Genomic DNA, 14,707 nt, shown 5'->3' with positions numbered 1-14,707 from the left:
AGGCTTACACCAAGCGCCGCCACCTATATCGCATTCCTCCACGGCAGAAATGGCCGATTATTGCTCAAACCACACTCGCGGTCGCCACCACTCGCCACTGCGTCGGTACCAAGGGCCTGAATCTCGCTCGGCAGTGACGCTCAAGCCCGCTGCAGTGGGTTCGACCAGCATCGCCCCTTGCTGACCGGTGATCCACTGGCGGGCATCCCGATAGCGGGCCACCACATCGGGACGGGGAAAGCCCCACTGATTCATAAAGCCGGCGCTGTGGATCACATCCTTTGCCGCCACCGCCGTGACAAACGGGGGCGTGGAGGAGGTGCGACTGCCATGATGGGGGCTCACCAGCAAGGTGCTGGCCAACCCCTCTCCCTCCAGCGCCACCAGCCGCTGCTCGGCTTGCCGCTCGATATCTGCGCTCAGCAGCACGCTGCGCTGCCCATCGCTGATACGCACCACGCAGCCATCGTTATTGCGCCCGCCTCCGGGGCGCTCGGGCCAGAGCACTGCAAACGAGAGCCCCTGCCAGCGCCACTGTTGCCCACGCTGGCAGAGCGTCGTTCCCTCACTGAAGGGATAAGAGGAGAGCTCGTGACGCACCGGCATGGCGCTGAGCAGTCGCTTGCGATTGCCAGCATGGTCCCGATCCTTGTGGCTGATGATGAGGCGATCGATGACCCGGATCCCCAGATGGCTCAGCTGGGGTAGGATCACCGCATCCGCCATGTTGTAGCCTCCGGGATAACGATCGCCGGTGTCATAGAGGATGGCACGCTCCCCCTTGCTGATCAGCACCGCCAGCCCCTGCCCCACATCCAGCACCCGCAGTTGCCAGCGGGCAGGTGTTGGCCAGAGCGTGAGCAACAGCGCACACAGACCCGGTAGCAACAGCCAGCGTGCCGGGCGCCACTGTGCGGCGAACCAGAGCAGCAACAGCAGGGTGCAAAGCGGCAGCCACCAGCCGGGCAGTGGCCACCACAGTTGCAGTTGATCGGCTAGCCAGTTCAGGATCGTCAGCACCCACCCGAGCCCCAGATCCGCCAGCCAGAACAGGACATAGGCAAGCGAGGTGGAAAGCGGCGCAAGCAGCACACCGATCAGGACCAGCGGAATGATAGCGATACAAAAGAGCGGCACCGCCAACAGGTTGATCACCATGGCAAGGGGCGCTATCCCCTCGAACAACGCCAGTTGCAACGGCAGCAGACCGAGCAGCAGCCAGAGCTGGATCTGCCAGAGCCCCGGCTTGTCGTGGACATATCCCACCAGCAGCAAGATGGCCACCGCCAGAAACGAGAGCCAGAAGCCGGCCGAATAGAGGGCGAAGGGATCCCAGAGGGTCAATACCACAAAGGCCCACAGCCAGATGCGCCAGGCCGGCCACTCCCGCCGGCTCCAGCGCAGCACACTCCACACCAGCACCATGATCAGGGCCCGCTCGGTCGCCACCGCAAACCCGGCCAACGCGCTGTAGACGGCGGCAAACAACAGGGAGGTGATGATGGCGCCGCGCAGACCAAACAGCCTGCCCAGCCACCACCCGAGCACTGCCACCAGCGCGATGTGTTGCCCTGAAATGGCGATGATATGGGTCAAACCACTGCCACGAAACAGCTCCCACTGGGCATCCGTGATGCCGCTCTGCTCGCCAAAAGTGAGCGCAGCCAGCAAGGGAGCATGGTCAAGCGGACGCCAACTCTCGGTCGCCGCGCCCAACCAGCGTTCGCGCCACCCCACAGGTGCTTGTTGAATGTCGATCACCCGGCGCAAATTGCCGGTGGCGGTGATCCCTTTGCCCAGCAGCAGACGCCGCCCATCCAGCCCCGCCTCGTTGGCCAGACCGTGAGCCGGTTTCAACGAGGTCACCAGGGTGATCCGGCTGCCCACTGTCATGGTGGGTAATGCCTTGTAGGCATTGACCCGGATCAGGGGCTCAGGTGTCACCGGTTGCTCGTCGAGGGTGCTCACCCGCAGCAACAGCCGGACAAATTTATCCCCCTCGGGCTCTGCACTTTGCAGCTGTGCGGTTATCATGTGGCTCGTCTGATCGCCCAACCGCTCCAGCCAGGCCAGCCGATAGGCAAGATTGGCCTGCATCCAGAGGATGCCGAGCAGGAGAAACAGCCACCGCCAGGCACGACAATATGCAAGGGGGATCAGCAGGGACAGCAACAGGCCCCCCCATGCGAGTGAAGGTAACCATGGCCAGAACAGTGAGGAGCTTGCCCCCAGGGCAAACGACAACAGACGCAGATCCATGGAGCAAGTATTTAGCAAGGTTTCAATATGCCCAAACGACTCATTAAACGCTGGATGCCCGATCAGCAAACCCTGAAAGAACACAAGCACCTGCGGCTGTTCGGCAAACTGCTGCTCGATGCCAACCTCTGGCACCTCAACCGCCGCTCGGCCGCCGGGGCCTTTGCGGTGGGCCTCTTCATGGCCTGGGTGCCGCTCCCCTGCCAGATGCTGCTGGCCGCCGGAGGCGCCATCCTGTGCCGGGTCAATCTGCCGCTCTCGGTGGCGCTGGTCTGGCTCTCCAACCCCTTTACCATGCCGCCCCTGCTCTATGGCGCCTATCTGGTGGGTTGCCAGCTGCTGGGACATTCAGCGCAGCAGATAGAGATTGAATTCACCTGGGAGTGGCTGGTCTCGGTACTGGGCACAGTGGCACCGCCGCTGTTGCTGGGCTCGCTGATCCTGGCCCTGCTCAGTTCTCTTATCGGTTACACCCTGATCCGCACCTTCTGGCGGATCAGCACGGTGCGCCAGTGGCAAAAACGCAAGATGGCCCGCCCATGCTGAGTCGCTGGTTTGCCCGCTTCAAGCTCGATCCCGATACCCTGCGCCAGCAGAAGTGGTTTGCCCTGTTTGGTGAACGACTGCTTGCCCCAGCACTCTGGCAAGGGGGAACCCGCGCCCTGAGCGGCGCGGTAGCAGCCGGGATCTTCGCCTGCTGGTTCCCCATCCCGATGCACTCGCTTATCGCAGTCGGTCTGGCGCTGGCATTCAGCCTCAACCTGCCGCTGGCGCTGCTGGCAGTCTGGTTCAACAATCCGCTGACCCTGCCATTCATGTATCTCTACGCCTATCGCACCGGCTGTCTGGTGCTGCACCAGACGCCGGAGCCCTTCCACCTTACCTGGACCCTCCATTGGCTGGAGCAGGAAGCGGCGACCCTGGTGCCCCCGTTCCTGCTCGGCAGCCTGCTGCTGGCGGTGCTCACCGCCCTGAGCGGCGGCGCCCTGACCGCGCTGCTGCTGCAACTGCGCAAACTGTGGCAAGGTGCCCGCCACCACTGAGCCGCCCTTAGCCTTGTTTGGCGATCAGCCGTTGACGATCAAAAAAGCCCGTCACCAAGGTGACGGGCTTTTTTATGGCATAGTGCTGCATAGTGCTGCATAGTGCCAGAGCATCAGGCGATGCGATTACAGCACCTTGGCGATCGCCTCGCACAGGGGATCGATATTGGCGCGGGTAATACCGGCTACGCTGATCCGGCCGGAGCCGACGATATAGATGGCAAATTCGCTCTTGAGGCGTTCAACCTGATCCTTGGAGAGACCGGAGAAGGAGAACATGCCGTTCTGCTCGCGGATAAAGCTGAAATCCTGGCTCACGCCGAGGGCAGCCAGCTTCTCTACCAGCAGCTCGCGCATCTCGCGAATACGCACCCGCATGGCGGCCACTTCTTCGACCCACTCGGCATAGAGAGCCGGATCGCTCACCACGGCTGTGACCACAGCGGCGCCGTGTGACGGCGGGTTGGAGTAGTTGGCACGGATCACGGTCTTGACCTGAGTGAAGGCCACATCGGCGATCTCTTTGGTTGCGCTGACCAGCGTGAAGGCACCGACCCGCTCGTTGTAGAGGCCGAAGTTCTTGGAGAAAGAGCTCGCCACCAGCAGCTCGTCATGGCATTCGGCGAAGATACGCAGGCCTTCGGCATCCTCTTCGATACCACGGGCAAAACCCTGATAGGCGAAGTCAAACAGCGGCAACCAGCCGGCGGCAGCACTTTGTTTGGCCAGCGCGCGCCACTGTTCTGCAGTGGGATCGATACCGGTCGGGTTGTGGCAGCAACCGTGCAGCAGCACCAGCTCACCCGGCTGCACTTCGGCCAGCGAAGCCTGCATGGCGGCAAAGTCGAGCCCCTTGGTGGCGGCGTCGTAGTACTTGTACCACTTGACGGTCAGGCCCGCGGCCTGGAATACGCTGACGTGGTTGGCCCAAGTGGGATCGGAGATCCAGATGGTCTTGGCCAGACCATTGCGCACCACAAATTCGGCCGCGATACGCAGGGCACCGGTACCGCCCGGCGCTTGGGCGGTCTTGGCACGACCGCTGGCAACCAGCGCAGAATGCTGCCCGAACAGCAGTTGCTGCACGATACGGCCATATTCGATATTGCCTTCAATACCGAGGTAGTTCTTGGTCTTCTCGTCGGTCAGCAGCTTCTGCTCGGCTTTCTTGACGCAGTGAAGAATGGGGGTGGCACCGGACTCGTCCTTGTAGATCCCTACGCCCAGATTGATCTTGTGGCTGCGAGAGTCAGCACGGAAGGCTTCGGTCAGGCCCAGGATCGGATCCGCTGGGGCGGCAACAACCTTTTCAAACATGGTATTCCCTGTATTCCGTTGAGTTCGTTGGGTGGCAAAGCGGCTTGATAAACAAAAGCGCTCATCTGGCGAGCGCTTCGTCAACTCTTTATATCACCGCGTTCAATGGGGGAAAACCGCTTTTTGGCTCGCTTTCGGGCCAATTTCAACCAACGGCATGCCACGCTGGTGCCAGCGCGCACACCTCGGCCGACAAGCCACCATTGGACTCAACCAAACCGCTACAAACTGCTAACAATGACTTGGGAATCCGGCTCGGCTCCCAGTGCCGAGCCTCAGTCAAAGGCTGGGCATATGCGCTGAGGATGGGGGCCAGATCACGAGGCAGCCACCAGCTGGCCGGACGACCCAAGCGCTGGGCCAGCGCCTGCAACCGATCCACCCCGGCAGGGTCGAGGGCGGTGAGATGACTCCACAGCACATTGGGGGGCAAGGCGGCCACCACCTGCTGCAAGGCAAGAGGAGCCGATGGGGGGGCCCACACCAGCAAGGTGCCGGGTTCAAGAGGCAGCTCGGCAAAGGCGCCGACGCTGTCTGTGGTGATCACCCGCTCGATACTCCCCTCCCCCCACAGGATCTTGCCAAGACCCGCCAGGGTGCGCTCGGGTAGGGCCACCTCCCCCAGCGCCTGCAACCAGGGGGATACGTCGATCAGGGTGCCGCCGCTGAAAAAGAGGCTGAACGGCTGGGCTGCGCGCAAGCGCAACAGCTGATCGGCACAGAGCCGGATCCCCTTGTCCTCGAAATCGATCTGCTCGTTGGGGGTGAAGTTCACCTCGCTCTTGCGATAGAGCGCCGCCAGCACCCGCTCGTTGACCTGCTCCCCCAATTGCCAGCCCTGAGCATGTAACCACTCCTCGGGCTCGGGGGGGGCGGTGGCGATCTCGGCCAGCATCAGCTCGCGGGTGAGATAGCGCCGTCCGGCCGGGGTGAGCTCATAGCTGTGGCTGCCATGGGCGAGCAGCAGCTGGTTATCCTTGAGCAGGCCTACCAGTGGTTGCCACTGGCGGCCACGGATCACCACAGGTGAGTGACTCAGCAACTGCTGCGCCAGCGCCCGCCATTCGGGGTGACTAAAGTCGATCAATTACAATCCATCCCTGTCAGTGCTCAATCGGATAAACAGCCTGAAAAGGTACCGTTACAGGCCGATGACGCCAAGCCTCCCGCGCCAATTACGTGACCTCGCTCCCTGCAATTTTCCCCAAACAGAAGAGCCCACCGTGGGGTGGGCTCTTTCTTGGATAACACTCGACGGTTATTCGACGTTGAGGCGCAGTTCGGCGTCGTGCCAACCCAGTGGCAGGGTCAGAAGCTGATCGATCAGCTCCCGGCGATCGGATTTCTCCAGATAGGCGAGATAGAGCGGACGGCTCAGCGGCTGCCCCCCCTCCACCAGATGGAGCGTGCCCTTCTCGAGGAAGGGGCTGACCATCCGCCGTGGCAGGTAGGCAGCGCCACCGTTGGCCAGCACAAACTGCAACGCCATGCTGGCGGAGCTGGAGTGCAGCACCGGGGTCTTTTGCAGGCTCTGCAAGCGGCTGGGTTGCGGCTCGAAGCTGGTGCCCCAGTCGAGGTGGATGTGCGGCATCTGCATCAGGTTGTCGGCATTGGCGGCCGGATCCCGGCTCACCAGCTCGAACACCAGCTCACCGATGGGATGCAGGGCAATCTCGTCGATCTTGGTGGGCTCGGAGAGCAGGGCCAGATCGAGGGAGCGCTCCAGCAACTGGCGGCATAGGTGCTCGCGGGAGGCTGTTTCCAGCCGTACCGCCAAACCGGGCGCCAGCGCATAGATGTGGTTGAGCCAGTCGTTGAAATCGAGCTCCCAAAACACCGCGGGCGCGCCGATGGCCAACTGCTGGCTGAATCCAGGTGAGAGCGCCACATCCTGCTTGGCACGGCCAAGGGTGTGCAAGATGGCGTCTGCGTAGGGCAGCAGACGCTCACCGGAGGCGGTCAGGCGGATGTTGTTGCGATGACGGGCAAACAGACTGACACCCAGTTGCTGCTCTAGCTGGCGGATCCGGAAACTCACCGCCGACTGGGTCAGGTAGAGATTTTCAGCAGCCCGGCCAAAATGCCGGGTCTTGCTCACCTCGATAAAGGTCCGAAGCAGCTCGGTATCCATTAATCGATGGACTCGTCACTGCCACCGCCGCTGCCACCACCGACATCAAAGCTGCCGCCACCGCTGCTCTCTTCGCTGGCGCCGCCCACGACAGTGCAGAGGCGATGAACGCGCTTGGGACCGATCACCTTGAGGTATTTGAACCACACCTTGGCATGGGGGTTGGCACCGGCTTCGCCGGATTTGACCTGCTCGACGAAGGCTGACTCGACATCATCACGGGGTGCAAGGTTGCCCTGGTAGAGTGCCAGCATGGCGGTACCATACTTTTCCAGACTGTCCGCTTCGGCCACAGTGAATTCGCCACTGCGACGCAGGCCACGGGGAAAATGTTTGAAGTCGTTGAAACGCTTGTCTGATTCGAAGCTCATAGTGCTCTTTTTTCTGGTTAGTTTGACCTTTGCGGGCAAGTATCATCAGGCCATCGCCGAGTGCAAAATCAATTTTCTCACTATGTTAATAAATATCTTTTATCGAAGTCACTTTGCCCCATAGCTGACGCCGATTTTGTGGCATAACACACAAAAAACGTTGATAAATAATAAACTTATGTAAACGTGCAGCCAATTTGCACGTCACTTTCTGGACTGTGCAGGCAAAAATAAAGCGCCATACGGCGCTTTATTTATCACATCAGGTGAACCAGCTGAACCTTTGGTTCAAACATGCTTACTCAATCATGGCCGGTTGGGCCAGGTTGTCGGCACGCCACAGACGGTAGCGCACTTCATACTCCTGCGGCACGTAGATCACGAACGGCAGTTTTGAGTTGTAGTTCACAAAGAAGCCCTGACCGTAGATCTGGACGAAGGTCTCTTTCTGCTGGTTATCCGGGCACATCATCAGGGTGCTGATGGGGTCGGAGACCTTGCCCAGTTTCAGGTAGTTGTAGCCCCAGCCTTTGACGCTGTGCTGTTCCAGGTTGCCAGCAAAACGCGGTACGTTGCAATCAACCATCATCTTTTTGCCGACCTGCAGCTCGACCATCATGTCGGCTTCTTTCTCGACTTCAGGCAGGCGGATCACCACACGTTCCTGATTCACGTCAGCGGCTGGGAACATGCTGATATCAAATTTTTTCGGCTCGGCGGCGAAGGCATGGCCACCCAGCAACAAGGCGCCCAGCAGGCTAAAACGCAATACGGTTTTCATCTGTACCTCATGGGGTTGGTTCAACGCCGCTAGACTAACCGCTCTGCCGATTTCATGCCAGCGATCTGCTACGTAAAAACTGCGTAAAATGATGCAGATCCGGCACACCATGACGTGATCTGGCTATTTTCTGACAGGGCGCACACTCCCGTTGCGGGAACCTGAAACAAAAAGCGAGGCCAATTGGCCTCGCTTTGCATTCAAATGGCGCCAGAGTGCTATTTGGCCGCCTCTTGATGGGCCTTGATGACGGCCACCGCCTTGTCGGGGAAGTCACTGAACACCCCGTCCACATCGGCCTGATAGAGGAAGATGTTAAGGAGATCGGTGAAGTCCTTGGCATAGGCCGGGATCTGCCCCTCATCCTGACGGAAGGTATAGGGGTGAACTTTCAGGCCCGCAGCGTGGGCTTCTTTTACCATGCCGGTGAAGACCGGTTTGCCCAAAGTGCCCGGTTCGGTGACGATCATCGGCTTCCACGGGCCAATCCCTTCGGCATAGCTGGCGATGGTTTTCATCGCCCCCGGCTTGAACATCCAGTCATAGTTGTAGGGGGTCGCCTTGCCCTTGGCATCGTAAACCATGGTCTCGTTCCAGTCGGTCTCGGCCATCAGCTGCACCAGTTTCAGATCCATACCCATGGCGGGCATCAGTTCGCTGTTGATGCGCTTGAGTTCATCGGCATCGAAGCACTGCAGATAGACCTTGTCGTCCTTCCCGGTGTAGCCGTACTCCTTGAGCACCTTCAGCACTGCTTTGGAGATATCCTTGCCTTCGTGACGGAACAGCCAGGGCGCTTTGATCTCCGGATAGATCCCGATGTTCTTGCCGGTGCTCTTGTTGAGCCCCTGGATCATCTCGATCTCCTCCTGGAAGGTGTGGATCTTGAAGTCTGACTTCCAGAGCGGGAAGCGGGCCGGATAGACCGGCACCTGCTTGCCATCCACCAGCTGGAATGGCTCGGTCATACGCAGGGAACGCACCTCATCCAGGGTGAAATCCACTACATAGTAACGACCGTCCGGACGGGCACGACCAGGGAAGCGCGCTGCCACATCGGTGATGCCATCGAGGAAGTGATCGTGCATCACCACCAGCTGGTCATCCTTGGTCATCACCAGATCCTGCTCCAGATAGTCGGCCCCCATGCCATAGGCCAGCGCCTTGGACTCTAAAGTATGCTCGGGCAGGTAGCCGGAAGCGCCACGGTGGGCGATCACCACCTTGCCTTCATCGGCAGCCAACACGGGTAATGAGAGGGATGCCCCAAGGCTCAAGGCGATGAGGGAAACGGCGAGTTTTTTCATATGTGATGCTCTTTATTATTGTGTAGGTAATTGTTCTATCAGAGGTTTGTTGCATATTTACGGTGAAAAGCGGTGGGCAGCAGCGTACTGCCCACCGTCACACATCAGCTCGCCTTGCGCAGAGCCTGATGGTATTGGTCGAGCCAGATCTGCAGCATCTGCTGCTCTGAGTCGTTCAGGCGCAGCCCCAGCTTGCTGCGGCGCCAGAGGATATCATCCAGTGAACAGGCCCACTCCCGCTCGATGAGATAGCGCACTTCCGACTCGTAGAGACCGCCACCGAAGTGAATGCCGCGATCCTCTTTCAGCCAGAGACGGGCATGGGCGCCATAGGCCTCGGCAATGCGCAGGGCGCTGCGATCATCGAGCCAGTCAAACTCCAGCGCAAAGGCGCGGGCCAGCTCGCGAACCGAGCAGTCAAACTCGCCACCCGGCAGACGGCTGGTCGCCGTCCAGTCATCCCCCATCTGGCTGAACCAGGGCTTGAGCTTGTTGCAGGCAGCCTGCGCCAGCTTGCGATAGGTGGTGAGCTTGCCGCCAAATACCGAGAGCAGCGGCGCACCATCCGATTCGCCAGAGAGCTCGAGAGTGTAGTCGCGGGTCACCGCCTGCGGCGAGTCTGACTCGTCGTCACAGAGCGGACGCACCCCGGCGTAAGTCCAGATCACATCTTGCGGCGCAATTTGGCGAGTGAAGTGGGCGTTGACCACCTTGCACAGGTAATTGATCTCGGCATCGCTGATCTTCGCTTCCCGCGGGCTGCCGTGATGTTCCACATCCGTGGTGCCGATGAGGGAGTAGTCCTGCTGATACGGGATGACGAAGACGATACGGTTGTCTTCGTTTTGCAGAATATAGGCCTCTTCGCGCTCATGGATGCGCGGCACTATCATGTGGCTGCCTTTAATAAGGCGAATGCCGCGGGGGGATTTCTCGTGCAGGCTCTCGTCATAGAAGGTCTTGACCCAGGGGCCCGCCGCATTGACCAGACCACGGCAGGTGACGGTGAACTGCTCGCCCCCTTCCCGCTCCAGAGTGAGCGTCCAGTGTTTGGAACCGCGCACCGCCTTGATGCAACGGGTGCGGGTCTGCACGTCGGCCCCCTTGTCACGGGCCATCATGGCGTTGAGCACCACCAACCGGGCGTCATCGACCCAGGCATCCGAGTATTCAAACCCCTTGTTGATCCCCGCGGTCAAGCCATCTTGCGGCAGGAAGCGCACGCCACAGCTCCCCTTGAGCTTGTCGCGCTTGGCCAGATTGTCATAGAGGAACAGACCGGCGCGGATCATCCAGGCCGGACGCAGGTGCGGGCGGTGCGGCAGGCGAAAACGCATGGGACGGGCGATGTGAGGCGCCATACCGAGCAGCACCTCCCGCTCCGCCAATGCCTCTTTCACCAGCCGGAATTCGTAATGCTCGAGATAGCGCAAACCGCCGTGGATCAGCTTGCTGGAGTTGGACGAGGTGGCAGAGGCGAGATCTTGCGCCTCAAACAGGGCAACCTTCAGACCCCGTCCTGCCGCATCGGCTGCGATGCCGACCCCGTTGATGCCGCCACCGACGACGACCAGATCATAATGTTCGCTCATGTTCACCTACTTTCATTTTTATGATTGCTATAACAGCAATGTTTGATTTCGCTCATTTTAGAACATGAAAATACAACAAACGAACATTTTATGGTGAAAGTGTGATCGCCACAGCCCGCCAGAGGTGGCAAAGAGGACAGGTCAGCTGAGCAAATGGCGTCGGGCCAACATCGGTGAGTTAATAGCCAAAAAAACCAGATTGAATAGTGGTTTTGGCAATACCTATAAAGGGGTGAGATGAGTGCTGGAATGGGAGACAAAAAAAGAAAGGAGGCCGCCCTGACGGGCGACCGGCACAGCCTTGGCGTGTTTCGCCGTCAGCAGATGTGGCAGGCGATCTGGTGTTGCGCCATCAATCGCGCTAGCTTTTCCGGTGGCTCCTGATCGGTAAAGAGGGCGTGGATCTGGCTGAGATTGCCCAGATTGACCATGGCATTGCGACCGAACTTGGTGTGGTCGGCGGCCAGGAACACCTGACGGGAGTGAGCGATGATGGCCTGGGCAATCTTCACCTCGTGATAGTCGAAATCGAGCAGGGAGCCGTCGTTGTCGATCCCCGAAATCCCGATGACGCCATAGTCCATGCGAAACTGACCGATAAAGTCGCGGGTCGCCTCCCCCACGATGCCGCCATCGCGGTTGCGGATCTCGCCACCGGCGATGATGACGGTGAAGTCATCCTTGGCCGTCAGAATGCTGGCCACGTTGAGGTTGTTGGTGACGATGCGCAGCTCGCGGTGATCGAGCAGAGCGCGGGCAATGGCTTCGGTGGTGGTGCCTATGTCGATAAAGAGCGATGAGCCGTCGGGAATATTGGCCGCGACCTCGCGGGCGATGCGCTCTTTCTCCTTGAGTTGCATCACTTTACGGGCGCTGTAGGCGGTATTGACGGTACTCGAATGCAGGGAGGCACCGCCATGATGGCGCCGGATCTTGTTCTGTTCGGCGAGATCGTTCAGATCCCGGCGAATGGTCTGGGGGCTGACGTCAAAGTGGGTCACCAGATCGTCGGTCGAGACAAATCCCTGCCGCGTCAGGACGTCCAGGATCTCCAGATGTCGTTGGGTTTGCTTCACGCTTGCACTCCGATGATGAGACAAAAAAAGGCCCCGGCAGATGCGGGGCCTTTTGGCAGTTTACCTGATCCCCTTTGGGATCAATAAGCTGAGGATCACGTTTTATGCCTTATGGGCAGCCGCTTTCTTGGCCGCAACGGCAATGTTCTCATGCTTGAGGGTCATCGCCAGCAGGATGATGGAGAGCACGCAGGAGACAGTCAGCACCATGAAGCCGCCATCCCAACCGAAATGGTCAACGGTATAACCCAGCATGGCGTTGGCTGCCACGGCGCCGCCCAGATAACCGAACAGACCGGTGAAACCTGCCGCAGTACCAGCAGCTTTCTTCGGTGCCAGCTCAAGAGCATAGAGGCCGATCAGCATGACAGGGCCGTAGATCAGGAAGCCGATAGCCACCAGCGCCATCATGTCGATGGTCGGGTTGCCGGCCGGGTTGAACCAGTAAACCAGCACAGCCAGGGTCACCAGCACCATGAACAGGATACCGGCCGGTGCACGGCGGCCCTGGAACATCTTGTCAGAGATCCAGCCACACAGCAGGGTGCCAGGAATACCGGCCCACTCGTAGAGGAAGTAAGCCCAGGAGGAGTTGTCGACGGTGAAGTGCTTGGCCTCTTTCAGGTAGGTTGGCGCCCAGTCCAGCACACCGTAACGAATGAGGTAAACGAAAGCGTTGGCGATCGCGATGTACCACAGCAGTTTGTTGTGCAGCACGTACTTGACGAAGATCTCCTTGGCGGAGAACTCCTGCTCGTGGCTCTCGTTGTAATCCTTCGGATAGTCGTTCTTGTACTCCTCGATAGGAGGCAGACCGACCGATTGCGGGGTATCACGCATCACGAAGAAGGCGATCACCGCGATGGCGGCCGCCGCTGCCGCAGGCACATAGAAGGCACTGCGCCAGTCGTTGAACCAGCCCATCCCGAGGATAAACAGCGGGCCAATCATGCCGCCGCCCACGTTGTGCGCCACGTTCCAGACCGCAACCACTTCACCGCGCTCTTTCTGTGACCACCAGTGCACCATGGTGCGACCGCAGGGCGGCCAGCCCATGCCCTGTGCCCAACCGTTCAGGAACAACAGCACAAACATGATGGCAATGCTGGAGGTGGCCCAGTGCATGGTACCCATCATGAACATGATGGCAGCCGAGAGCAGCAGACCGGCGGAGAGGAAGTAACGGGCGTTGGAACGGTCAGAGACGTTCCCCATCAGGAACTTGGACAAACCGTAAGCGATGGAGACCCCGGAGAGCGCGAAACCGAGATCACCACGGGAGAAGCCCTGCTCGATCAGATAGGGCATCGCCAGACTGAAGTTTTTCCGTACCAGATAGTAGCCGGCGTAACCGAAGAAGATCCCGAAAAACACCTGCCAACGCATGCGTTTGTAGAAGGGGTCGACCTTGTCAGCCGGGAGCCTGTCGATGTGCGCCGCAGGCCTGAAGAGACTAAGCATGTTCTGCTTCCTTATTGTTGTTATGGGCGGTTGAGGATGCCCTGACCATTCCGACGAATCATGTGAGTCCACCGATTCGCAAGCGAGCCAATTGTGCTCATATACGCTCATTTAATCTGTGATGCATACTCAAATATTGCAGTTTTATTACAAAAAAAAGCTCCAAATGAGCAATTACTCAGCAAGCCCTATCCCTTGTGCAGCAAGGGATAGGGCTTACCCAATAAGTGGTATTTACTAGCAATTGAGTTGCTTTACGTCACATTTTCTTAGCAATGAGTGGGATCTTGTCCACATTTCCCATGGCGGGGGGATGGTGAAATTAACGGGAAGGGTTATTTTCTCTCACGACCGATAACGAGCGAAAACGAGCACATCGTTTGCGCAAGACACAAAAACAACAGGGAAACGTTTTCGGCAGCAACGGATAGACACAAAAAAGATAAAACAGAACATCAAGCCTCTACGGGTGGATATTAAGGAACAACGTTATGAGCATACAAAGACCCAATACCCTGCTTGGCGAGTGCATCGCCGAGTTTATCGGAACCGGCCTGCTGATATTTTTCGGCGTCGGATGTGTGGCGGCACTGGTGCTGGCAGGCGCCAACTTCGGGCAGTGGGAAATCTCCATTACCTGGGGTCTGGGTGTGGCCATCGCCATCTATGTGACCGGCGGTATTTCAGGTGCCCACCTGAACCCGGCTGTAACCCTGGCGCTGATGACCTTCTGCGGTTTCGACAAGCGCAAGGTGGTGCCCTACATCATCGCCCAGATGGCCGGTGCCTTCTGCTTCGCGGCCCTTGTCTACTTCCTTTATGGTAACCTTTTCACCCAGTGGGAAGTGACCCATAACGTGGTGCGCGGCAGCGTCGAAAGCCTCGGTACTGCCGGGATCTTCTCTACCTACCCCAATGCCCTGCTGACCAACATGCAAGCTTTTGCCGTCGAGCTGGTGATCACCGCCGTACTGATGCTGGGCATCATGGCGCTGGGTGACAACAACAACGGCGCTCCCAAAGGTTTCGCCGCCGCCCTGCTGATCGGTATCCTGATCGCGGTGATCGGCGCCTCCCTTGGCCCGTTAACCGGTTTTGCCATGAACCCGGCCCGTGACTTTGGTCCGAAACTGTTCGCGTTCTTTGCTGGCTGGGGTGATGTTGCCCTGACCGGTGGCCGTGACAACCCCTACTTCTGGGTTCCGATCCTTGGCCCCATCGTTGGCGCCCAGATTGGTACTGCCCTCTATGTCAAAGTGCTGGCTCCCTGCGTCCCGGGCAACCGTGTCGTCACCACCGAGCAAGCTACCCAAACCGCCAAAGAAGAGGCTGCCGCATAAGAGCGGCCCCCTCCAACGTATAAAAACGT

At 59.1% G+C, this 14,707-nt stretch carries 13 protein-coding genes; 3 read left to right on the top strand and 10 right to left on the bottom strand.

Annotated features, from left to right (window positions below; all coding sequences use genetic code 11):
• Positions 1 to 57: 57 nt before the first annotated feature.
• Positions 58 to 2,259, bottom strand: a complete 2,202-nt coding sequence (locus G5171_RS12445; protein WP_421250358.1) for a DNA internalization-related competence protein ComEC/Rec2 — start codon at positions 2,257 to 2,259, stop codon at positions 58 to 60.
• A gap of 27 nt (positions 2,260 to 2,286) precedes the next feature.
• Here G5171_RS12445 and G5171_RS12440 point away from each other — a divergent pair, with 27 nt between their 5' ends.
• Positions 2,287 to 2,805, top strand: a complete 519-nt coding sequence (locus tag G5171_RS12440; RefSeq protein WP_005350890.1) for a DUF2062 domain-containing protein — start codon at positions 2,287 to 2,289, stop codon at positions 2,803 to 2,805.
• Positions 2,799 to 3,302 (top strand): DUF2062 domain-containing protein, encoded by a 504-nt coding sequence (locus G5171_RS12435; protein ID WP_335819671.1) that lies wholly within the window; start codon positions 2,799 to 2,801, stop codon positions 3,300 to 3,302. Before G5171_RS12440 ends, G5171_RS12435 begins: the two co-directional genes overlap by 7 nt.
• Before the next feature lie 126 nt (positions 3,303 to 3,428).
• Here the strand turns inward: G5171_RS12435 and G5171_RS12430 are convergent, their stop codons facing one another.
• The 9 genes from G5171_RS12430 to glpT form a co-directional block, all read right to left on the bottom strand.
• Positions 3,429 to 4,619 carry an amino acid aminotransferase gene (locus G5171_RS12430; RefSeq protein ID WP_182937729.1) on the bottom strand — a complete coding sequence of 397 codons (1,191 nt, stop codon included), beginning with the start codon at positions 4,617 to 4,619 and terminating at the stop codon, positions 3,429 to 3,431.
• A gap of 145 nt (positions 4,620 to 4,764) precedes the next feature.
• Positions 4,765 to 5,706 (bottom strand): hypothetical protein, encoded by a 942-nt coding sequence (locus G5171_RS12425; RefSeq protein WP_421260245.1) that lies wholly within the window; start codon positions 5,704 to 5,706, stop codon positions 4,765 to 4,767.
• A 171-nt stretch (positions 5,707 to 5,877) separates the two neighbouring features.
• A complete protein-coding gene (gene hdfR / locus G5171_RS12420) occupies positions 5,878 to 6,750 on the bottom strand; it encodes an HTH-type transcriptional regulator HdfR (protein ID WP_040067774.1) in 873 nt (290 codons plus the stop codon).
• Positions 6,750 to 7,121 (bottom strand): DUF413 domain-containing protein, encoded by a 372-nt coding sequence (locus G5171_RS12415; protein ID WP_005350885.1) that lies wholly within the window; start codon positions 7,119 to 7,121, stop codon positions 6,750 to 6,752. Before G5171_RS12415 ends, hdfR begins: the two co-directional genes overlap by 1 nt.
• 298 nt (positions 7,122 to 7,419) lie before the next feature.
• A complete protein-coding gene (eco, locus tag G5171_RS12410; RefSeq protein WP_005337529.1) occupies positions 7,420 to 7,902 on the bottom strand; it encodes a serine protease inhibitor ecotin in 483 nt (160 codons plus the stop codon).
• A 218-nt stretch (positions 7,903 to 8,120) separates the two neighbouring features.
• Positions 8,121 to 9,209, bottom strand: a complete 1,089-nt coding sequence (gene glpQ / locus G5171_RS12405) for a glycerophosphodiester phosphodiesterase (protein ID WP_005337531.1) — start codon at positions 9,207 to 9,209, stop codon at positions 8,121 to 8,123.
• Between the two features lie 104 nt (positions 9,210 to 9,313).
• Positions 9,314 to 10,801, bottom strand: coding sequence for a glycerol-3-phosphate dehydrogenase (glpD, locus tag G5171_RS12400; protein ID WP_421260244.1), 1,488 nt, complete (start codon positions 10,799 to 10,801; stop codon positions 9,314 to 9,316).
• 317 nt (positions 10,802 to 11,118) lie between these two features.
• Positions 11,119 to 11,877 (bottom strand): DeoR/GlpR family transcriptional regulator, encoded by a 759-nt coding sequence (locus tag G5171_RS12395; RefSeq protein WP_005337538.1) that lies wholly within the window; start codon positions 11,875 to 11,877, stop codon positions 11,119 to 11,121.
• A gap of 102 nt (positions 11,878 to 11,979) precedes the next feature.
• Positions 11,980 to 13,338 (bottom strand): glycerol-3-phosphate transporter, encoded by a 1,359-nt coding sequence (gene glpT / locus G5171_RS12390; RefSeq protein WP_005337540.1) that lies wholly within the window; start codon positions 13,336 to 13,338, stop codon positions 11,980 to 11,982.
• A gap of 491 nt (positions 13,339 to 13,829) precedes the next feature.
• Between glpT and G5171_RS12385 the strand changes: the two genes are divergently transcribed.
• Positions 13,830 to 14,678, top strand: coding sequence for an MIP/aquaporin family protein (locus tag G5171_RS12385; protein ID WP_005350866.1), 849 nt, complete (start codon positions 13,830 to 13,832; stop codon positions 14,676 to 14,678).
• Positions 14,679 to 14,707: the final 29 nt, after the last annotated feature.

It is taken from the genome of Aeromonas sp. 600774 (assembly GCF_049175075.1).
GTDB lineage: Bacteria > Pseudomonadota > Gammaproteobacteria > Enterobacterales > Aeromonadaceae > Aeromonas > Aeromonas veronii_A.
The sequence above is the reverse complement of the archived record's forward strand: the minus strand, read 5'-3'. Positions and strand labels throughout refer to the sequence as shown.

Coding starts and splice junctions, on each gene's coding strand:
- eco (WP_005337529.1), bottom strand. CDS start 7,902: ATGAAAACCGTATTGCGTTTTAGCCTGCTGGGCGCCTTGTTGCTGGGT.
- G5171_RS12435 (WP_335819671.1), top strand. CDS start 2,799: ATGCTGAGTCGCTGGTTTGCCCGCTTCAAGCTCGATCCCGATACCCTG.
- glpT (WP_005337540.1), bottom strand. CDS start 13,338: ATGCTTAGTCTCTTCAGGCCTGCGGCGCACATCGACAGGCTCCCGGCT.
- glpD (WP_421260244.1), bottom strand. CDS start 10,801: ATGAGCGAACATTATGATCTGGTCGTCGTCGGTGGCGGCATCAACGGG.
- G5171_RS12415 (WP_005350885.1), bottom strand. CDS start 7,121: ATGAGCTTCGAATCAGACAAGCGTTTCAACGACTTCAAACATTTTCCC.
- G5171_RS12440 (WP_005350890.1), top strand. CDS start 2,287: ATGCCCAAACGACTCATTAAACGCTGGATGCCCGATCAGCAAACCCTG.
- G5171_RS12385 (WP_005350866.1), top strand. CDS start 13,830: ATGAGCATACAAAGACCCAATACCCTGCTTGGCGAGTGCATCGCCGAG.
- glpQ (WP_005337531.1), bottom strand. CDS start 9,209: ATGAAAAAACTCGCCGTTTCCCTCATCGCCTTGAGCCTTGGGGCATCC.
- hdfR (WP_040067774.1), bottom strand. CDS start 6,750: ATGGATACCGAGCTGCTTCGGACCTTTATCGAGGTGAGCAAGACCCGG.
- G5171_RS12430 (WP_182937729.1), bottom strand. CDS start 4,619: ATGTTTGAAAAGGTTGTTGCCGCCCCAGCGGATCCGATCCTGGGCCTG.
- G5171_RS12445 (WP_421250358.1), bottom strand. CDS start 2,259: ATGGATCTGCGTCTGTTGTCGTTTGCCCTGGGGGCAAGCTCCTCACTG.